The following is a 19,297-nucleotide window of genomic DNA, read 5'->3' on the forward strand; positions in this document are numbered from 1 at the left end:
AGATCGGCCAGGCGCATTTCGTGACCGGTCTGAGCATCAGCGATCCGGTTCGTCCGCATGTCCCGCGCCGGACCAAGCGACAGATGCGCCAGACCCTCTACTATGCGAAGAAATTCGGCCTGGACGACCATCTGGGTCATCGCGGCTACGCCGATTGGCGAACCATGCAGACCGAGATCAACCGTCTCGACGGCCTGGTGAAATTCATCAGCCACCACGAACCCGACTTGGCGTCGCCGTTGAAACAGGCCTGGAGGGAGGTGCTGCTGGACAGCGGCAATCAAGCCAGTTTTGAACCCCGCAACCAGCACCGTGAACCGTTCACGATCTTCGTCGATGAGGCCGAGTTTGAAAGAGACGGCCGCCCCGTTCTCGCCCTCGCCATGGCGGCGACTCAGCATCCTCGCCACATTTGGAACGACAGTGAACGGGTGCTTCAGACCTATCTCTCGGACCTCTATGCGGACGGTCGGCCCGATGTCATCGAAAAGAAGGGCCTGCATTTCGTCGACGCCACCGAAGACCTGCGCCATGCGTATGTGGAAGCCATGTGCGCCATGCCGTTCGAGGGATATGTCGCCTTCATCGAGTACGATGGGGCCGCCGGCTACGAGGCCGCCTATCTGCGGCTTCTCGAGATCATGACGCCGCGTCGCCTGATGGCGGCGGAAAGCCAGAAGGCCGTTTTCATTTTCGAGGAGAACGACAAGGTTTCACGGGCCGCCATCGAGGCCCGCGTCATGGCCGCGCACGCCGATCTGGCGAAGCGATGGGACCGCCATCCCAAGAGCATTGGAATCGACTACGCCTCCAAGCCGCACTCGGGCATCGCCCTGTCCGATTTCCTGCTCGGCGTGCTGGGGCGCTATCTGCGTTCCAAACCGCCCGCGCCGAACGCGACTTCGCGGGACCGTCTCAGGTTCGAGAAACTCAGGGACAAATACCGGGTGATCCTCGATGTCGCCAATGGCGAGGAATACTCACGACGGCGGCCCATCGCGCCATGGACCGAGCCGTCCTAAAGTCTCGCCGATAGGCGGCGGTCGAGACGAGGGCGAACAAAAAGGGCGGGACCGCATGGTCCCGCCCTTCGTCGTTTCAGCCTGTCGGTGCGATCAGGCGGCGGCCTTCAACTGGGCCAGGGCCACGCGGGCGCGCAGGCGGCTGTCCGAAGAGGTGGCCGCCGAGATGGCGTTGAAGCGTTCGATGGTCAGGCCCTCGGCCGACAGGGCGGCGGTCATGGCGGCCTGTTGCTCGGCCGGGGTTCCGCCGCCTTGCGTCGCGGCGCGGGCGGCCGTGGCGGCGCGGGCGTAGCGGGCGGCCTCGGCGTCATCGACCGAGGCGCCGACCGAACCTTCCGGCGAGACGGGGGTCGAGGCCAGGTTGATGCGGGCGCGGACCACGGGGTCGCCCGAGATCTGGGCGATGGCGTTGAAGCGGGCGATCTCCAGGCCCGAGGACTGGACGGCCTCGGCCATCTGGGCCTGCTGTTCGGCGGTGGGCGTGCCCGTACCGACGGCGGCGGCGACCTGGCGCATCTTGGTCATGGCGCCGGTGAATTGCAGCAGTTCCTCGTCGGTGACGGTGTCGGGGGTGGCGACGGCCGAGGCGGCGTCGGTCGCCTCTTGGGCCGCGACGGCCGCGGGGGCGGCGGCCAGGGTCAACAGGGAGGCGGCGGCGAGGGCGGCGATACGCATGAACTGTCCTTGGTCTTCAGATCTATGGGAAGGGAAGGGGGACGCCGGAGGCCGCGAGGACCTGTCCGGGGCGGGGCAAACTAGCCGACCGACATGTCGCCATGCAAATGCGGCGCGGTCATGCGGGCATGGGGGCGACGCCGTGGCGCGGCCGACCGGCGCTCAGTGCTGGCTTTCGGGCAGGCGCACCACCAGGCCGTCCAGGTCGTCGGAGACGCGGATCTGGCACGACAGGCGGCTGTTGGGCTGGACCCCTTCGGCGAAGTCCAGCATCGATTCCTCCATGGCCGAGGCGCGGCCGGTCACGTCCTGGAACGCCTCATCGACATAGACGTGGCAGGTGGCGCAGGCGCAGGCGCCGCCGCAGTCGGCGTCGATGCCGGGGACGTTGTTGCGGATGGCGCCTTCCATCACGGAAAGACCGTTCCTGACCTCGACCGAGTGCTCGGTCCCGTCGTTCTCGATATAGGTGATCTTGGCCATGCGCCCTCAACTAGCGAAAGCGACGCGGGGATCAAGCCTTACGCGGGGGTCCCGGTCTTCTTGCGCGACGGCGACACCATCAGCAGCTTGGTCTCGGCGATGGCCTTGGCCGGGTTCAGACCCTTGGGACACACCTGGGCGCAGTTCATGATGGTGTGGCAGCGATAGAGTTTGAACGGGTCTTCCAGATCGTCCAGGCGCTTTTGGGTCGCGTCGTCGCGGCTGTCGGAGATCCAGCGATAGGATTGCAACAGGGCGGCCGGGCCGAGGTATTCGGTCTGGTTCCACCAATAGCTGGGGCAAGACGTCGAGCAGCAGGCGCACAGGATGCACTCGTACAGACCGTCCAGTTTGGCGCGATCCTCGGGCGATTGCAGGCGCTCCTTCTGCGGGTCCGGGGTGTCGGACTGCAGCCAGGGCTGGATGGAATCGTACTGGGCGTAGAACAGGCTGAGGTCCGTCACCAGATCCTTGACCACCGGCTGGTGCGGCAGGGGGGCGATGGCGATGGTCGAGGACTGGCATTCGTCCCAGCCCTTGGTGCAGGCCAGGGTGTTGCGCCCGTCGATGTTCATCGAACACGAACCGCAGATGCCCTCGCGGCACGAACGGCGGAAGGTCAGGGTCGGGTCGATCTCGTTCTTGATGTGGATCAGGGCGTCCAGCAGCATCGGCCCGTGGTCGTCGGCCGAGACCTCATAGACGTCCCAGCGCGGGTCGGCGTCGACCTCGGGATCGTAGCGATAGACCTTGTAGGTCTTGACGTTCTGGGCGCCGGCCGGGGCCTTGTACACCTTGCCGGTCGTGGGCTTCGAGCCTTTGGGGAGGGTGAGCTGAACCATCGGGGCCTCAGTACTTCCGCTCTTTGGGCGGGATGTAGTCCACGTCCTTGGTCATGGTGTAGCTGTGGACCGGACGGTAATCGATCGTCGAGCGGCCCTTGGCCTCGTCCAGCCAGGACAGGGTGTGCTTCATCCAGTTCTGGTCGTCGCGGGTCGGATAGTCCTCACGCGCGTGGGCGCCGCGGCTCTCGGTGCGGTTCAAGGCGCCCTCGATGGTGACGACGGCCTGGCCGATCAGATTGTCGTATTCCAGGGTCTCGATCAGGTCGGTGTTCCAGATCAGGCCGCGGTCGGTGGTCTTGATGTCGTCCGAGGCCTTGAACACCTCGCGCACGCGCTGGACGCCCTTTTCCAGGGTCTCGCCGGTGCGGAAGACGGCGGCGTCTTCCTGCATGGCGCGCTGCATGGCCAGGCGCAGATGGGCGGTCGGGGTCGAGCCGTTCGCATTGCGGAAACGATCCAGCCGCGTCAGGTGGGCGTCGGTGGCCGCGGCCGGGGCGTCGGGCACGGCCGCGTTCCGGTCGACGATCTCGCCGGCGCGCAGACCGGCGGCGCGGCCGAACACCACCAGGTCGATCAGCGAATTGGACCCCAGCCGGTTGGCGCCGTGCACCGAGACGCAGGCCGCCTCGCCCACCGCCATCAGGCCGGGCACCACGGCGTCGGCGTCGTCGCCGCGCTTGGTCAGGACCTCGCCGTGATAGTTCGTGGGGATGCCGCCCATGTTGTAGTGGACGGTCGGCAGGACGGGGATCGGCTCCTTGGTCACGTCGACGCCGGCGAAGATGCGGGCGCTTTCCGAAATGCCCGGCAGGCGCTGGTGGATGATCTCCGGGTCCAGGTGATCCAGGTGCAGGAAGATGTGATCCTTGTTCGGGCCGACGCCGCGGCCTTCGCGGATCTCGATGGTCATGGAGCGGCTGACCATGTCGCGCGGGGCCAGGTCCTTCACGGTCGGCGCATAGCGCTCCATGAACCGCTCGCCCTCGGAATTGGTCAGGTATCCGCCCTCGCCGCGCACACCTTCGGTGATCAGGCAGCCGGCGCCGTAGATGCCGGTGGGGTGGAACTGGACGAACTCCATGTCCTGCAGCGGCAGGCCCGCGCGCAGCACCATGGCGTTGCCGTCGCCGGTGCAGGTGTGGGCGCTGGTGGCGCTGAAATAGGCGCGGCCATAGCCGCCGGTGGCCAGGATGACGGTCTTGGCGCGGAAGCGGTGCAGGGTGCCGTCGTCCAGCTTCAGCGCCGTGACGCCGGTGCAGGCGCCGTCCTGCATGATCAGGTCGAGGGCGAAATACTCGATGAAGAACTCGACCTCGCGGCGCACCGACTGGCCGTACAGGGTGTGCAGGATGGCGTGGCCGGTGCGGTCGGCGGCGGCGCAGGTGCGCTGGACCGGGCCTTCGCCGTAGTTGCGGGTCATGCCGCCGAAGGCGCGCTGATAGATGGTGCCCTCGTCGGTGCGCGAGAAGGGCACGCCCCAGTGCTCCAGCTCGTACACGGCCTGGGGGGCGTTCCTGCACATGTATTCGATGGCGTCCTGGTCGCCCAGCCAGTCGGACCCCTTGACGGTGTCGAACATGTGCCAGCGCCAGTCGTCCTGGCCCATGTTGCCCAGCGCCGCCGAGATGCCGCCCTGGGCCGCCACGGTGTGCGATCGGGTCGGGAAGACCTTGGTGACGCAGGCAACCTTCAGCCCGGACTGGGCCGCGCCCAGGGCCGCGCGCAGGCCCGAACCGCCCGCGCCGACAACCACCACGTCATAGGCGTGATCGACGAATTCGTAAGCGGCCATCAGGCTCAGGCTCCCAGACCGGCGGGCAGCGGCGCCGAACCCAGCGCCAGCCGCCCGATGAAGAAGACGCTCAAGCCCGCCACGGCGAGGCAGAGCAGGGCGATGAAGGCCAGCAGGGCCGTGCGCGACGACGGCTTGTGGACATAGTCGTCGACGATGACCTTCAGCCCCATGTTGGTGTGCCACAGGGCGATCAGCAGGGTGACCGCCAGGAGCGCGGCGTTGACCGGCTGGGCCAGCCAGGCGCGGGCGCCGTCATAGCCCGATCCGGCGATGGTCCAGGCGCCCCACAGGCCCCACAGGCTGAGCGGGACCAGGATCAGGGACGACAGACGCTCGGCCCGCCATTCGCCGGCGCCGTGGCCTTCGGACACCTTCACGCCCTTGCGGTAGGTTTTCTCGTTCCGGCTCACAGCACGACCTTTCCGCTGGCGAACAAGGCGACCCAGATGCCGATGCCGACGGCGGCGCCGGCGATGATGCTGACGGCGGTCATCCAGGTGGCGGTCTTGGGGTCCAGGCCGTCGCCGGCGTCCCAGATCAGGTGCCGGATCCCGGCGGTCAGGTGATAGGCGATGGCCAGGGTCAGGCCGAACCAGACCAACAGGCCCAGGGGCGAACCCATCCAGGCGGTGAAGCCGGCGTAGGTCTCGGGACCCGAGGCCAAGGCCCACAGCCAGGCGGCCACGAACAGGGCGCCGAACGACAGGGCGCCCGCCGCGACCCGGTTCAAGATCGAACCCGTCATGGTCAGGTGGAAGCGCCAGACCTGAAGATGCGGCGACAGGGGGCGGACGCGGCCGTTCGGCTGGCGGACGAAGCGGCCGGTGTGATCGGGATCGGTCTCGTTCGTCGGGCCGCCGACGCCGGGAGCGGGCTGGGACATGCGAATCGTTCTCAAAACCGCGCGAATTCAACGCGCCTAGGTCGACGCACAGGCTTTAGTGACCGTCGCCACGGGGTGTCAACGCACGCTCCCGCACTTGCTCGTCGCGGCGCGCGGAGGCAGGGTCTGCGTCGATGCAGACCCTGATGCTGATCCTGTGGCTGACGATGCAGACTCCCTATGCCGCGGCGGGGAGTTCGGACGTCTATGCGCCGCCGCCGGTGCGGCCGTTCGAGCCGACCGAGGGCTTCGCCCTGACTGCGCCCGCGGGATCGACCGAGCGCGCCCAGCCCCTGACCCAGCCGGAGACCTTGGACGCGTTCCGGCGCGGCTATCAGGCCGGGCCGGAGCCGCTGGACGCCGCCTATGAACAGGGAGTGGCGGTCGCCGAGGCCCAGGCCGACGCCCTGTCCGGGCCGTTGGACGGCGGCTGGCTGGTGATGGACGGCGACCGGGCGCGCGGCCGGATGGTGCTGGCCGACGCCAAGGGCGGCGTCATCGAGGGCGCCTTCAGTCCGGTGGAGGGCGCCGGCGCGGCCACGCCCCTGACCGGCCGCCGCGAGGGAGATCGGGCCGAGCTGTCGCTGGAGGGCCGTTCGGTGCGCCTGCGCCGGACGGACGAGGGCTGGAGCGGGACCTGGGGCGAGGCGCGGGTGACGTTGCGACGGGGTCTGTAGGGCGTCTTGGGTCTATGTCCGTGACGAAGACGGAAACGCCCGCTAAAGCCATCTGATGACCGATACGCCCAAGAAGGGCTGGTTCTCGCGCCTCAGCGAGGGCCTGTCCCGCTCCTCCAAACAGATGACCGAGCAGGTGGTGGCGACCTTCGTCAAGGAGCCGCTGTCCGAGGCCGCGCTGGAGGGGTTGGAGGAGCATCTGCTGGAGAGCGACCTCGGCCCGGCCGCCGCCGACCGCATCGTCGCCCGCTTCCGCGACCTGCGCTTCGGCAAGAGCACCGACGAGCGCGAGGTGAAGATCGCTCTGGCCGAGGCCGTGGCCGCCGAACTGCGACCCAACCAGGCGACGTTCGATCCGCTGGGCCAGGGGATCAAGCCGTTCGTCGTGCTGTTCGTCGGGGTCAACGGTTCGGGCAAGACCACCACCCTGGGCAAGATCGCCGCCGATCTGACGGGCAAGGGCGCCAAGGTGATGATCGTCGCCTGCGACACCTTCCGCGCCGCCGCCCGCGAGCAGTTGAAGGTCTGGGCCGAGCGCGCCGGGGCCGATTTCGAGAGCCGCCGCGACGGGGCCGATCCGGCGGGCCTGGCCTTCGACGCCTACACCAAGGCGCGGGCCGAAGGGTACGACGTGGTGCTGATCGACACCGCCGGGCGGTTGCAGAACAAACAGGCCCTGATGGACGAACTGTTGAAGATCGTCCGCGTGTTGAAGAAGATCGATCCTGAGGCCCCGCACGAGACCCTGTTGGTGCTGGACGCCACGGTGGGCCGCAACGCCCTGGCCCAGGAACAGATCTTCGGCCGCGCCGCCTATGTCTCGGGCGTGGTCATGACCAAGCTGGACGGCACGGCGCGCGGCGGGGTGCTGGTGCCCGTGGCCAACGCCTCGGACGCCCCCATCAAATTGATCGGCGTGGGCGAGGGGATCGAGGATCTCCAGCCCTTCGACGCCGACGCCTTCGCCCGCTCCCTGGTCGGACTTGAGGACTGAGCCATGACCGAAGCCGCCTCGACCAACCGTCAGTGGATCAGGAGCGCCGTCGACTTCGGCGCCCTGGCCGCCTTCGCCCTGGCCTTCGTCATCCTGCGCGCGCGCGGCGTGGACTCGTCCGAGGCCCTGGTCCAGGCGACCTGGGCCTTGGTGGGCGGCTCGGCCGTGGCCCTGGCCGTCGGCTTCTTCGTCGAACGGCGGCTGGCCCTGTTGCCGCTGTTGACCGGCGGCTTCGCCCTGGTGTTCGGGGTGCTGACCCTGTTCTTCGACGACGCCCTGTTCGTGAAGCTGAAGGTGACGGTGCTGAACCTGTTCCTGGCGGCCCTGCTGCTGGGCGGGACGCTGATGGGGAAATACCCGCTGAAGGCCCTGTTGGGCGACGCCATCAAGGTCAATGACGCGGCCTGGCGCACCCTGACGCTGCGCTACGGCGTCTATTTCCTGGCCGTGGCGCTGGTGAACGAAGTGGTGCGCAGCCCCGCCGCCGTGACCGCCATCTGGTCCTGGATGGGGCGTGGGACGCCCGACGCCGAGGCCGTCTGGGTCGGCTTCCGCGGCGTGCTGTGGATCGCCGCCTCGATCTTCGGCGTCTCGCAACTGCCGCTGATCATGAAGAACCTGACCAAGGACGAACCGCCCGGCCCGACCTCGCCCGACACCGGTCTCTAGCCCTCAAGCCGCCAGGCTCCGCGTCGCGAGCGTTAGGGCGGCTAAAGAGCAACTTTCGCAGGCCCGTCGCGAAACCGTAAACCGGGGCTGCTAGGGCGGACGTCAGCCTTGGGGATAGGGTCATGGTCAAGTCCGGCAAGTCATCGAAGAAGAACGCGGGTCCGCTGGCGGCGTCGCCCAGCCATCTGATGCATCGCGCCCTGCAACTGGCGCTGGACGTCTATGCCGAGGAGACGGGTCCCGACGGCCTGACCCAACGTCAATTCGCCGTGCTGGAGGCCGTGTCGGCCAAGGCCGGCCTGACCCAGACCGATCTGGTCCGGGCCACCGGCATCGACCGTTCGACCCTGGCCGATCTGGTCGCGCGGATGGAGAGCAAGGGGCTGGTGGAGCGTCGGCGCTCGACCCTGGACGCCCGCGCCATGGCCGTGCGTCTGACCGAGGCGGGATCAGCGGCGCTGGAGGCGATGCGGCCGCGCGTGCAATCGGCCGACAAACGCATCCTGGCCCTGTTGCCCAAGGGACGGCGCGACGCCTTCCTGACGGTTCTGGCCGAACTGGCCGCCGCGGCCGACGCCGCCCCCGACCTGGCCAAGGCCGAGGTCCGCGCCGCCAAGAAGGCGGCCAAGGAAGCCAAGAAGGCCGAAAAGGCGGCCAAGAAGGCGGCGGAGAAGCCCGCCAAGATCAAGAAGCCCAAGGCGCCCAAGACCGCCTAGTCCCTTCTCTCCGCTGGGGGAGAAGGAGAATAAGTCAGGCCTTGGCGTCGAAATTGCCGCCGGACGCCTCGGCGGACGCCGCATAGCCGCCCGCCGTCCCGCCGCCGGAACCCTTGGCGGCCACCACCACCATGGCCGGACGCACGGTGCGGCCGAACAGTTCAAATCCGGCCTGAAGCGTCTGGATCACCGATCCGCCGGGGACGTCGGCGGACGGCTGTTCCATCATCGCCTGGTGGAAATGCGGATCGAAGGCCTCGCCCGACTGGGGCGCGACGCGCTTCAGCCCGTTGCTCTCGAAGGCCGACAGCAGCGACTTCTGGGTCATCTCCAGCCCGGTCACCAGACCCCCGGCCGCGCCCTCGGCGTCCTTGGGCGCCGCCTGCAAGGCCCGCTCCAAATTGTCGGCCACGCCCAACAGGTCGCGCGCGAAACGCTGGATGGCGTAGGCGCGGGCGTCGTTCATCTGGCCCTCGGTGCGGCGTTTGACGTTCTCGGCCTCGGCGGCGGCGCGCAGGGCGCGGTCGCGCCACTGGTCGCGCTCGGCGATGACGGCGTCCAGCGGGGCCAGGTCGTCGGCTTCCGTCGCGGCGATCTCGGCGTCCAGCTCGGTCTCGATCGGATCGTTGTCGGGCGTGTCGTTCACGTGTCTTGTCCGTCCAGCATTCGGCCCAGCACCCGGGCGGTGTAGTCCACCAACGGGATGACGCGGGCATAGTTCAACCGTGCGGGTCCGATGACGCCGATGGCGCCCAGAACCCGCTGTCGCCCCGTCATATAGGGCGCCGCGATCACGGCGGAACCCGAAAGCGAGAAAAGCCGCGTCTCGGCGCCGATGAAGATGCGCACGCCCTGGCCGCCCTCGACCCCGTCCAGCAGGCCGATGAGCTGTTCCTTCTGCTCCAGGTCCTCGAACAGAGAGCGGACCCGCTCCAGATCCTCGGCCGCCCCGGCGTCGGCCAACAGATTGGCCCGGCCGCGCACGATCAGCGACCGTTCGCGCTCGGCCCCGCCCGACCAGGCGGCCACGCCGTCCTCGACCAGGCGGGCGGCGGCGGCGTCCAGCTCGCGCCGGGCGGTCTCCAGCTCGGCCCGCATCTCGACCCGCGCCTCGGCCAGGGGGCGGCCCTTCAGGCGCGCGTTCAGGAAGTTGGAGGCCTCGGCCAGGGCCGAGGGGGTGACCCCCGCCGCCAGCGGCATCAGCCGATTCTCGACCGTGCCGTCGTCGGCCACCAGCACCGCCAGCGCCTGATCGTGGCCCAGGGCCACGAACTCCACATGCTTGACCCCGGCCTCGCGCACCGGGCTGACGACCACGCCCGCCCCGCCCGCCAGGCCCGACAGCAGGGCCGAGGCGGCGTCCAGCGCCTCGTCGAAATGCCGCCCGCGTCCAGCCAGGCGGGCGTCGATCTCGCGCCGCTCCTCGGCGCCGACGTCGCCGATCTCCAACAGGCCGTCGACGAACAGCCGCAGGCCCGCATGGGTCGGTATCCGCCCCGCCGACGTGTGCGGCGAATGCAGCAGGCCGGCCAGGGCCAGGTCCTGCATGGTGTTGCGGATCGAGGCCGGCGACAGGCTGACGCCCGACAGCGACAGGGTGCGCGATCCCACCGGTTCGCCGGTCGCCAGATAGGTCTCGACGATGCGCCGGAAGATGTCGCGCGCGCGCTGGTCCAGCCCCGTCAGGCCGAAGCCCGCCGGTTCGATGGCCGTCGATCCGAACAGCGGCGTCTTCATGCCCGCGCCTCGCGGCCGACATTCGGCGTCGCGCATCGCGCGATCAGGGGGTGGGAAGAGGGGGACAGGCTCACGCTTTCAGGATAAGCACCCCCGCACCGCCTTCCAAGGAGTTCTCATGACCGCCGCCCGTCCTTCCGGCCGCACCCCCGACCAGCTTCGCGCCGTGACCCTGGAGACCGGCGTCAACCGCTATGCCGAGGGGTCGTGCCTGGTGTCGTTCGGCCACACCAAGGTGCTGGTCACCGCCACGGTCGAGGAGAACGTCCCCGGCTGGATGCGCGGCAAGGGTCAGGGTTGGGTGACGGCCGAATACGGCATGCTGCCCCGCGCCACCCACACGCGCGGCCGACGCGAGGCCGCGGCGGGCAAACAGACCGGACGCACCCAGGAGATCCAGCGCCTGATCGGCCGTTCGATGCGCGCCGTCGTTGATCTGAAGGCCCTGGGCGAGCGCCAGGTGGTGCTGGACTGCGACGTGATCCAGGCCGACGGCGGCACCCGCACGGCGGCCATCACCGGCGCCTGGGTGGCCATGGCGCGGGCCTTCAAATATCTGCGCGAGGAGGGCGTGATGAGCGCCGATCCGATCCTGGACCAGGTCGCGGCCGTCTCGTGCGGGGTCTGCGCCGACCAGCCGGTGCTGGACCTGGACTATGAGGAGGATTCCTCGGCCGAGGCGGATTCCAACTTTGTCCTGACCGGCGCGGGCCAGATCGTCGAGATCCAGGCCACCGGCGAGAAGCGCGGCTTCTCCCGCGCCGAGTTCGACCGCCTGTTCGCCCTGGCTGAGGGCGGCTGCGCCGAGCTGTTCGTCCTGCAACGCGCGGCGCTGGACGCGAACTAGGCCGCCAGGCCCGCCGCCTTCATCAGGGGACGCAGCGGGACCAGAGCCTGGGGATCGGCGGCCAGGGCCGAGCGGGCCTCGGGCGCGCGCAGCAGTTTGAGGGCCTGGGCCTTGGCCCGGTCGGCGGCGGGACCCAGGGGCGCGGTCTCGCCGGCGGCGAGGCGCAGCAGGACGTGCAGCTTCTGGGCCGGGGGCGCGGGCGCGCGGGCCAGTTGCGCCGTCAGTTTCGCATCGCCCTCGACGGTTCCGCCCAGGGTCCCGACGGCGGCGCAGATGACCGCTTCGTCATGCTCCGACAGATTGGCGGCGCGAACGGATTTCTGGAGCGCGGCCAGAACGCCCAGCTTCTGGGCCGCGGTGCCGCCCGCCAGGCGCATCTCGGTTTCAAACCGCAGCGAGCCGACGCAGGCCGACAGCCAGCGCGCCGCCGAGCGTTTGTTGGCGGTCCCGGTGACGTTCTCGCACAGCCGGGTCAGCATCTCGGCCTCGCACAGCACCGTGCCGCAGACCTTGACGTAGGCGGCGACGAAATCGGCGGTGACCAGGGTTTTGGAGCGTTCGACGAAGGCGTTCTGAACCTCGTCCAGCGTCAGCAGGCGGCCGGCGGCGGCGGTCAGGGCCGTGGCCAGCGCCCGCAGGATGTCGATCTCGCCCGGCGCGTCCGACGGGCGCAGGCGGCGCGGACTCATCAGCTCGCGCAGCACCATCCGCGCCAGGGCGGCGGCCAGCAGGGGGAATTCTCCGGCGGCCAGCCGCGCGCCCAGCCGGGCCGCCGGGCCGTCGACGGGCGGGATCAGCAGGTCCAGCTTGGGATCGAAACGGATCAGGGCCTCGACCTCGCGCGGGGCGGCCATGCGGACCACGGCGGCCAGGCTGGCCCCCTGATCCAGGGCCGGTCCCAGGATTTCGGCCAGCACGGTGCGCTGGGCCAGCATTTCGCACAGCAACTGCTCGACCGGCACCATGACCAGGGCGTGCGGCGGACCCTGCATCGGGGCGCCGTCGACCAGATCCATCAACCGGTCCAGACGGGGCCGGGCGCCGCGCACCTCGGCCAGGGCGCCGCAGATCGCCCCGCCCATGGCGAAGGCGCGATCCGGCTGGCCCGCCAGCCTGTGCGCCACATCGGCGACCGAACGCTGCGACAGGTCGGCGAACAGCCCCTTGCGGCCGGCCTGGATCACCCGCTCGATCGTCTGGTCGGCCAGCCGCTGATAGTGGCGCATCAGGTCGTGGACCGCCTGGCCGGTCGACTGGCTCTCGGGCACGGCGGTCTTCTGGATGGCGTGTTGCAGCTCGACGCCCGAAGCTTCCAGCTTCTCGGCCAGGTCGGGGCGGTGCAGCAGTTCAAAGGCGGTGACGCCGTTGCGGCTGAGCCAGTCCTCCATCACCCGGCCCAGCAGTTCGCGGGCGTGGGGGGCGTAGAGGTCCTGGGGGCTGGCGCAGGCCGGGCCGGTTTCGGCGTCGTCGACCAGCCGCTTGCGCCGCACCTCGGGCGCGCCCCGGGTCAGGACGGTCAGGCTGGAGAAGGCCATGGTGTCGGGGTCCAGCGTCTCCTTGGTCACCCGCACGGCGGCGGCGCGGTCGTCCTTGAGCAGGTCTTCGGCCGTCTCGACGGCGATCTTGCGATCCTCGGTCGCCATCAGCAGCGACCACGGAGCCGGGGCCGTCTTGCGGATATAGACTTCGTAATGGACGGGACCGGGCATGGGACGCTTTTCGGACACTGGAGCCGACAGCGTGACACGCGAGGGTTTAAGGGCGGGTTTCGGTGGGAGGCTTAGCGCATTCGCCTATGGCAAATCCGGGATAACGTTGAGGTTCTGAAATGCAGCCCGATCTATTTCGTCAGCTTCCGGGATCAGGTCAGCTTTTGCTAAGCGAGCGAAATCGACCTTCTCAGCGGGCGGGAAGTCTTTGTGATTATGTGCCAAGCCCTCAGCATGCTTGGCCAACTCGGTCGCAAGCACGCATCCATAAAGAATAATGCAATCGACATTATGGACTAGCGATTCGAGGCTGTTCGGGAAGCTCAGGTCTGTGCTGCCGTGCTCCGTGACTAGACCGAAGTAAATCTCGGCAAGATCGTTCGCCTGCACGGGCATCCGGGCCTTAAGTGCCGCCGCTATGGCATTTCGGTCTTGGATAGCATCATCTACGCCACCAACCGACTGAACCACGATTGAAAGCAGGCCGAGCACACCCCGACCGGGACTTATGCGCTCATACAACAGCTTCTCAAGTAGTGGGGCGGCAGTGCGGAAGGGAGGCAGTGTCTCTAAATCGGCCGGGAAGTGAAACACGCCACCGGCCTGCTGTGCAGCGTCTCTTTCAACGCAGAGCTTATCATAGGCCTGCTTCATCGGGCGCACGTGCTGCTGCTTCAGAGCAGCGGCTGTCGCCACGACGGCGCTGGCTGCACTCACTGCCGTGTTAGTGGCCCGCAATTCGTCGAGCTGTCGTTGTGTACCGGCGTTGCGCTTCGCGATTCCTTGAGCGGTCATTGCGCCAGCGAATGCCCCTGCCAAGGGGCCGATAAACACCTTCAGGACGTCGAGCGCCCATGGCGCAATTTCATAGCCCACGCCCCACACCTCACCCAACAAAGGAGTCTCGGAGGTTTGCGCGGTGAAGGTTGACTAAGCAAGGCTGCCATTGAGGTAAGCACCGCGTTGCCCGGCATCGCAAAGAGGCCTCGAATTTGCACTCTCTTCGCCCCGCCCCCATTTCCGACTGCCCAAATCTAACCGTGATCCGGTAGAACGGTTACGCTTGCGGCGCGTTCAGCGTGAGTCGGACCTCGCGTTGCGGGCCGCGATCAGAGGAGACACCCTTGGCCAACATCACCCTGGTCGATGACGACGAGAACATCGTGGCGTCGGTTTCGCTGGCGCTGGAAAGCCATGGCCACAAGGTCACCGCCTATCATGACGGCGCGACCGGGCTGGAGGCGCTGGAGGCGTCGCCGCCCGATCTGGTCGTGCTGGACGTCAAGATGCCCCGCATGGACGGCATGGAGGTGCTGCGCCGCCTGCGCCAGACCAGCCAGATCCCGGTCATCATGCTGACGTCCAAGGACGAGGAGATCGACGAGATCCTGGGCTTCAACCTGGGGGCCGACGACTATATCCACAAACCGTTCAGCCAGCGGCTGCTGATCGAGCGGGTCAAGGCCCTGCTGCGCCGCTCGGGCGCCGACGGCGGCGAGCCGGAGCCTTCGGCCGAGACCTCGGGCAAGGCCATCAAGCGCGGCAAACTGACCATGGACCCGGCGCGCCACGAATGCACCTGGGAGGGCCGGGCGGTGAAGCTGACGGTCACCGAATTCCTGCTGCTCCAGGCCCTGGCCCAGCGGCCGGGCTTCGTGAAGAGCCGCGACAATCTGATGGACGCCGCCTATGACGATCAGGTCTATGTCGACGATCGCACCATCGACAGCCACGTGAAGCGGATGCGCAAGAAATTCCGCGTCGTCGATCCCGAATTCGACGCCATCGAGACCCTGTATGGCGTCGGATACCGATACCGCGAGAGCTGATCCCGCACCCTTTCGGGGTGATGGGGCGGGCCTGGGCGAGCGCATCCGGCGGCGGGTGAACCGCCTGGGCGGTTCGCGGCTGGGCGGCTTCATCCTGGCGCTGAACCTGTTGAGCCTGCTGATCCTGTTCGGCGGCGCCCTGGCCCTGAACGAATGGAGCAAGGGGCTGGTTCAGGCGCGCCAGGAATCCCTGGCCGTGCAGGCCGAGCTTTTGGCCAATCTGCTGGGCGAGGCGGGGGCCACGCGGGGCGAGCCGACGCCGACCCTGAACCCGACGGACGCGGGCCTGCTGCTGCGCGACAACTTCATTCCGACCGGCCAGAGGGCGCGCCTGTACGATCAGGACGGCCTGCCGATCGCCGACAGTTTTCAAGTGTCGGAGGTGATCCCCGGATCGCCCCTGACGCCCGCCCTGCCGGCCGGGAGGCCCGCGCCGCGACCGAGCGAACGCCAGAAGGCGCGCGACGCCGAGCGCCAGACCCGCGCCGAGGCCGAACTGGCCGCCGAGGTGCAGCGGGCGCTGGACGGAGAACCGCAAGGGGGCCTGCGCCTGTCCGAAGACGGGGACCAGGTGGTGTCGGTCTCCATCCCCGTGCGCCACGTGCAGCAGGTGCTGGGGGTGCTGACGCTGGAGGCGGGCGGCGTCGACGAGATTCTGGACGCCCAGCGGTGGGCGCTGTTCCCCTTCGCTCTGGTGGCCCTGGCGGTGTCGCTGTTGTCGTCGCTGCTGCTGCATCTGTTCGTGGCGCGGCCGGTGATGCGGCTGTCGCGGGCGGCCGACGAGGTGCGGCTGCAGCGGGCGCGGGCCATCTCCCTGCCCGACCTGGAGGACCGCAAGGACGAGATCGGCGACCTGGCCCGCGCGCTGGAGACCATGACCGACACCCTGTCGACGCGGATGGACGCCATCGAAGGCTTCGCCGCCGACGTGTCGCACGAGATCAAGAACCCCCTGACCTCGATCCGTTCGGCGCTGGAGACCCTGGCCCTGGTCAAGACCGACGCCCAGAGGGAGAAGCTGACCGCCCTGCTGCAACAGGACGTGCGGCGGCTGGATCGGCTGATCACCGACATCTCCAATGCGTCGCGGCTGGACGCCGAACTGTCGCGCGAACGGCCGCGTCCGATCGACATGGGCGAACTGTTGACCGAGGTGGCGCACATCTATGAGGCCACGGCCAAGCCGGGCGAGGCCAAGGTGTCGCTGGAGCTGCGGCCGGCGGCCGGCGAGGCCCGGGTGATCGGCCAGGACGGGCCGCTGGGCCAGGTGTTCCGCAACCTGGTCGACAACGCCAAATCCTTCAGCCCGGCGGGCGGAACGGTGCGAGTGACCCTGTCGCGCGACGAGACCGACGCCTGTCCCATCCATGTGCGGGTCGAGGACGACGGGCCGGGCATGCCGCCCGACAATCTGGATACGGTGTTCCAGCGCTTCTACACCTCGCGGCCCAAGGGCACGGCGTTCGGATCGAATTCGGGCCTGGGCCTGTCGATCGTGCGCCAGATCGTCGAGGCCCACGGCGGGCGGGTCTGGGCCGAGAACCGTCTGGGACCGGACGGCGCGGTCCAGGGCGCGCGGTTCACCGTGGCCCTGCCCGTCGCCGGTCGGCGCGGGTGAGCGCGCCGCTGCACGCCACCGTCGTGGCCCGTCCGTATGCGGACGGATGGCGCGGGGTGATGCTGATGGGACCGTCGGGCGCGGGCAAGAGCGACCTGGCGCTGCGGCTGATCCAGGCGGGCTTTCGCCTGGTGGCCGACGACTACGCCCACGTCTGGGCCTCAGGCGGGGGTCTCTACGCCGCCGCGCCCCAGACCATCGCTGGACGAATCGAGGCGCGCGGACTGGGGATATTGCCCGCCCCGGCCCGGATCGTGGCGCGAATCCGCCTGATCGCGCATCTGACGTCGGCGGCGGTCGAACGCCTGCCGGAACCGCGTTTCGAGGCGGTGGACGGGGTGGATGTGGCGGTCATCGACCTGGACCCCAGGCCCGCTTCGGCGGTCGCCGTCGTCGCAGGCGCGCTGGCGGGCTTTGATCGCGGCGCGGTTTGGCCTATCTAGGCCCGCTTGGGCCTGAACCGACGGATGTCGGCGGGCGGCTTGGGGCTTAGTCTTGGCGGTTCCTGAATGATCGGCCTGGTGATCGTCACCCACGGCGGCCTGGCCTCCGAATTCCTCTCGGCGATGGAGCATGTGGTCGGGCCGCAGCGCGGCGTGGCCGCCATCTGCATCGGGCCGGAAGACGACATGGAGCGGCGCCGCCGCGACATCGTCGACGCCGCCGCGGCGGTGGACGACGGCGACGGCGTCATCCTGTTGACCGACATGTTCGGCGGCACGCCGTCCAACCTGGCCATCTCGGTGATGGAGCAGACCCACGCCGAGGTCATCGCCGGGCTGAATCTGCCCATGCTGATCAAACTGGCCAGCGTGCGCGGGCGCGAGACGCTGGAGGCCTGCGTCGCCCACGCCCAGGACGCCGGGCGCAAATACATCTCGGTCGCCAGTTGGGTTCTGACGGGGGAGAAATGAGCGAAGAGGCCGCGAAAGCCGTCGTCGGCATCTGCAACCAGCGCGGCCTGCACGCCCGCGCCTCGGCCAAATTCGTCAAACTGGCCTCGGCCTATGAGGCCGAGGTGCGCGTGACCCGCGACGGAACCACGGTCGACGCCCGCTCGATCATGGGCCTGTTGATGCTGGGCGCCGGCGCCGGCTGCGACGTCACCATCGAGGGCGAGGGTCCCGACGCGGCCGAGGCCGTCGCCGCCCTGGCCGACCTGGTGAACCGCAAATTCGACGAGGATCAGTAGGTCGCCTGTTCATCCTGCGAAGCGCATCGCGCGAAGCAGGATGGTGGAGCCGAGGGGAGTCGAACCCCTGACCTCGTCATTGCGAACGACGCGCTCTACCAACTGAGCTACGGCCCCCCAATCCCGAGAGTGATCGGGTTAGGCGAGGGCGCGACATACGAAGGCGGTTCGTGGGTGTCAACGGGGGACGATCCGTCCCAGCGCGAGGCGGTGTACCTGAATCGTCGTCCGCGCTAGTCAGGGGACGAGAGACCGGGAGACTTGAATGGAATTCGCCGCCGCCGTGATCGGCTTCATATTCTTCGTGGCCAACGCCATCTTAAGCCTGCTGGTGTGGGCCGTGATCATCTCGGCCATACTGAGCTGGCTGTTCGCCTTCGACGTCATCAACCACCGCAACCGGTTCGTGTCGCAACTGGCCTATGCGCTGGATCGGATCACGGGACCGGTGCTGGCGCCGTTGCGCCGGTTCATTCCGCCGCTGGGCGGCATCGACGTGACGCCGATCGTCGCCCTGATCCTGATCCAGGGGATTCAGAACTATCTGCTGCCGGCCGCGCACGCGGCGGCCCTGAGCCTGGTTGCGGGCTGAGCGGCGGCGGGGACACGCCCGGCGGCAATCGCGGGCCAGAACGCGGCCCGCTCTTGCCTCCGCGCCGCAGCTTTCTAAGGTGCGCGTCCCGACTGGCCTCCCCGGCTGCAACAGACCGACCCTCCGCATGAACTCGATCAAGACAGTCGCCGTCGTCGGCGCCGGCCAGATGGGCGTCGGCATCGCCCAGGCGGCGGCCATGGGCGGCTATGCGGTGCGGCTGTACGACGTCTCGGCCGAACGGCTGGCGGGAGCGGCGGCGGTGATCGGCGAATCCCTGGCGCGGCAGGCGTCGCGCGGACTGATCGACGCGACGGCGGCCGAGGCGGCCCTGGGCCGGATCGCAATGGTCCAATCCCTGGCCGAGGTCGGCCAGTCCGACCTGGTGATCGAGGCGGCGGTCGAGGACGAGGCGGTCAAGAAGGCGATTCTGGCCGATCTGGTTCCGCACCTGGCCCCCGACACCCTGCTGGCGTCCAACACCTCGTCGATCTCGATCACGCGCCTGGCCTCGGCCACCGACCGGCCCGAACGGTTCATCGGCCTGCATTTCATGAAGCCGGCCCCGGTGATGAAGCTGGTGGAGATCATCCGCGGCATCGCCACCTCGGCGGCGACCTATGAGACGGCCGTGGCCTTCGCCGAATCCCTGGGCAAGACCACCACCAACGCCGAGGACTTCCCGGCCTTCATCGTCAACCGCATCCTGGTGCCGATGATCAACGAGGCCATCTACACCCTGTACGAGGGGGTGGGGGACGTGGCCTCGATCGACAAGGCGCTGAAACTGGGGGCCAACCATCCGATGGGTCCGCTTGAGCTGGCGGATTTCATGGGTCTGGACGTGGTGCTGGCCATCATGAACGTGCTGCACGAAGGCCTGGCCGACAGCAAATACCGGCCCTGTCCGCTGCTGGTGAAATATGTCGAGGCTGGCTGGCTGGGCCGCAAGAGCGGGCGCGGCTTCTACGACTATTCCGGCGACACGCCGGTTCCGACGCGATAGGCTGACGC

At 68.6% G+C, this 19,297-nt stretch carries 22 protein-coding genes, 1 tRNA gene and 1 pseudogene; 13 read left to right on the forward strand and 11 right to left on the reverse strand.

Annotated features, from left to right (window positions below):
* A pseudogene (locus V7D63_RS08380) lies at positions 1 to 1,022 on the forward strand (reverse transcriptase family protein); the annotation flags it as partial.
* Positions 1,023 to 1,115: 93 nt separating this feature from the next.
* Here V7D63_RS08380 and V7D63_RS08385 read toward each other — a convergent pair.
* From V7D63_RS08385 to sdhC, 6 genes are all read right to left on the reverse strand, one after another.
* A complete protein-coding gene (locus V7D63_RS08385) occupies positions 1,116 to 1,697 on the reverse strand; it encodes a DUF4168 domain-containing protein (protein WP_333591816.1) in 582 nt (193 codons plus the stop codon).
* Positions 1,698 to 1,859: 162 nt separating this feature from the next.
* Entirely contained in the window at positions 1,860 to 2,180 is a 321-nt protein-coding gene (locus V7D63_RS08390; RefSeq protein WP_333591817.1) for a 2Fe-2S iron-sulfur cluster-binding protein, read from the reverse strand.
* A 38-nt stretch (positions 2,181 to 2,218) separates the two neighbouring features.
* Complete coding sequence (locus tag V7D63_RS08395) at positions 2,219 to 3,022, reverse strand: succinate dehydrogenase iron-sulfur subunit (protein ID WP_333591818.1); 804 nt, start codon at positions 3,020 to 3,022, stop codon at positions 2,219 to 2,221.
* Between the two features lie 7 nt (positions 3,023 to 3,029).
* Entirely contained in the window at positions 3,030 to 4,817 is a 1,788-nt protein-coding gene (gene sdhA / locus V7D63_RS08400; protein ID WP_333591819.1) for a succinate dehydrogenase flavoprotein subunit, read from the reverse strand.
* A gap of 5 nt (positions 4,818 to 4,822) precedes the next feature.
* Entirely contained in the window at positions 4,823 to 5,230 is a 408-nt protein-coding gene (gene sdhD, locus V7D63_RS08405; RefSeq protein WP_333591820.1) for a succinate dehydrogenase, hydrophobic membrane anchor protein, read from the reverse strand.
* Positions 5,227 to 5,703 carry a succinate dehydrogenase, cytochrome b556 subunit gene (gene sdhC, locus V7D63_RS08410; RefSeq protein WP_333591821.1) on the reverse strand — a complete coding sequence of 159 codons (477 nt, stop codon included), beginning with the start codon at positions 5,701 to 5,703 and terminating at the stop codon, positions 5,227 to 5,229. Before sdhC ends, sdhD begins: the two co-directional genes overlap by 4 nt.
* Positions 5,704 to 5,837: 134 nt before the next feature.
* Between sdhC and V7D63_RS08415 the strand changes: the two genes are divergently transcribed.
* The 4 genes from V7D63_RS08415 (at position 5,838) to V7D63_RS08430 (ending at position 8,759) form a co-directional block, all read left to right on the forward strand.
* Complete coding sequence (locus V7D63_RS08415; RefSeq protein WP_333591822.1) at positions 5,838 to 6,380, forward strand: hypothetical protein; 543 nt, start codon at positions 5,838 to 5,840, stop codon at positions 6,378 to 6,380.
* A 55-nt stretch (positions 6,381 to 6,435) separates the two neighbouring features.
* A complete protein-coding gene (gene ftsY, locus V7D63_RS08420) occupies positions 6,436 to 7,374 on the forward strand; it encodes a signal recognition particle-docking protein FtsY (RefSeq protein ID WP_333591823.1) in 939 nt (312 codons plus the stop codon).
* A gap of 3 nt (positions 7,375 to 7,377) precedes the next feature.
* Complete coding sequence (locus V7D63_RS08425) at positions 7,378 to 8,043, forward strand: inner membrane-spanning protein YciB (RefSeq protein WP_333591824.1); 666 nt, start codon at positions 7,378 to 7,380, stop codon at positions 8,041 to 8,043.
* Positions 8,044 to 8,165: 122 nt separating this feature from the next.
* Complete coding sequence (locus tag V7D63_RS08430; protein ID WP_333591825.1) at positions 8,166 to 8,759, forward strand: MarR family winged helix-turn-helix transcriptional regulator; 594 nt, start codon at positions 8,166 to 8,168, stop codon at positions 8,757 to 8,759.
* A gap of 34 nt (positions 8,760 to 8,793) precedes the next feature.
* On the opposite strand, the gene grpE is transcribed toward V7D63_RS08430, so the two are convergent.
* Together grpE and hrcA are read right to left on the reverse strand one after the other, a co-directional pair.
* Positions 8,794 to 9,405, reverse strand: coding sequence for a nucleotide exchange factor GrpE (grpE, locus tag V7D63_RS08435; RefSeq protein ID WP_333591826.1), 612 nt, complete (start codon positions 9,403 to 9,405; stop codon positions 8,794 to 8,796).
* Positions 9,402 to 10,496, reverse strand: a complete 1,095-nt coding sequence (hrcA, locus tag V7D63_RS08440) for a heat-inducible transcriptional repressor HrcA (RefSeq protein ID WP_333591860.1) — start codon at positions 10,494 to 10,496, stop codon at positions 9,402 to 9,404. The genes grpE and hrcA overlap by 4 nt, the downstream gene beginning before the upstream one ends.
* Before the next feature lie 118 nt (positions 10,497 to 10,614).
* On the opposite strand from hrcA, the gene rph reads away from it, so the two are divergent.
* Positions 10,615 to 11,343 (forward strand): ribonuclease PH, encoded by a 729-nt coding sequence (gene rph / locus V7D63_RS08445; protein ID WP_333591827.1) that lies wholly within the window; start codon positions 10,615 to 10,617, stop codon positions 11,341 to 11,343.
* On the opposite strand, the gene V7D63_RS08450 is transcribed toward rph, so the two are convergent.
* Positions 11,340 to 13,052 (reverse strand): hypothetical protein, encoded by a 1,713-nt coding sequence (locus tag V7D63_RS08450; RefSeq protein WP_333591828.1) that lies wholly within the window; start codon positions 13,050 to 13,052, stop codon positions 11,340 to 11,342. The two genes, rph and V7D63_RS08450, sit on opposite strands and share 4 nt — an antisense overlap.
* 84 nt (positions 13,053 to 13,136) lie before the next feature.
* A complete protein-coding gene (locus V7D63_RS08455; RefSeq protein ID WP_333591829.1) occupies positions 13,137 to 13,928 on the reverse strand; it encodes a hypothetical protein in 792 nt (263 codons plus the stop codon).
* A 248-nt stretch (positions 13,929 to 14,176) separates the two neighbouring features.
* Between V7D63_RS08455 and V7D63_RS08460 the strand changes: the two genes are divergently transcribed.
* From V7D63_RS08460 to V7D63_RS08480, 5 genes are all read left to right on the forward strand, one after another.
* Positions 14,177 to 14,881 carry a response regulator transcription factor gene (locus V7D63_RS08460; RefSeq protein WP_333591830.1) on the forward strand — a complete coding sequence of 235 codons (705 nt, stop codon included), beginning with the start codon at positions 14,177 to 14,179 and terminating at the stop codon, positions 14,879 to 14,881.
* Positions 14,850 to 16,499 (forward strand): ATP-binding protein, encoded by a 1,650-nt coding sequence (locus V7D63_RS08465; protein WP_333591831.1) that lies wholly within the window; start codon positions 14,850 to 14,852, stop codon positions 16,497 to 16,499. Before V7D63_RS08460 ends, V7D63_RS08465 begins: the two co-directional genes overlap by 32 nt.
* Complete coding sequence (locus V7D63_RS08470) at positions 16,496 to 16,942, forward strand: HPr kinase/phosphorylase (RefSeq protein ID WP_333591832.1); 447 nt, start codon at positions 16,496 to 16,498, stop codon at positions 16,940 to 16,942. Before V7D63_RS08465 ends, V7D63_RS08470 begins: the two co-directional genes overlap by 4 nt.
* Before the next feature lie 66 nt (positions 16,943 to 17,008).
* Positions 17,009 to 17,413: a PTS sugar transporter subunit IIA gene (locus V7D63_RS08475; RefSeq protein ID WP_333591833.1), complete on the forward strand. Its 405-nt coding sequence runs from the start codon at positions 17,009 to 17,011 to the stop codon at positions 17,411 to 17,413.
* Positions 17,410 to 17,691, forward strand: a complete 282-nt coding sequence (locus V7D63_RS08480) for an HPr family phosphocarrier protein (RefSeq protein WP_333591834.1) — start codon at positions 17,410 to 17,412, stop codon at positions 17,689 to 17,691. The genes V7D63_RS08475 and V7D63_RS08480 overlap by 4 nt, the downstream gene beginning before the upstream one ends.
* A 41-nt stretch (positions 17,692 to 17,732) precedes the next feature.
* On the opposite strand, the gene V7D63_RS08485 is transcribed toward V7D63_RS08480, so the two are convergent.
* Positions 17,733 to 17,808: transfer RNA gene (locus tag V7D63_RS08485), tRNA-Ala, on the reverse strand.
* Between the two features lie 148 nt (positions 17,809 to 17,956).
* Between V7D63_RS08485 and V7D63_RS08490 the strand changes: the two genes are divergently transcribed.
* Positions 17,957 to 18,283: a YggT family protein gene (locus V7D63_RS08490; RefSeq protein ID WP_333591835.1), complete on the forward strand. Its 327-nt coding sequence runs from the start codon at positions 17,957 to 17,959 to the stop codon at positions 18,281 to 18,283.
* Between the two features lie 127 nt (positions 18,284 to 18,410).
* Entirely contained in the window at positions 18,411 to 19,289 is an 879-nt protein-coding gene (locus V7D63_RS08495; RefSeq protein WP_333591836.1) for a 3-hydroxybutyryl-CoA dehydrogenase, read from the forward strand.
* The last annotated feature ends 8 nt before the right edge of the window (positions 19,290 to 19,297 follow it).

The organism is Brevundimonas sp. (genome assembly GCF_036732845.1).
In the GTDB taxonomy this organism is placed as follows: domain Bacteria; phylum Pseudomonadota; class Alphaproteobacteria; order Caulobacterales; family Caulobacteraceae; genus Brevundimonas.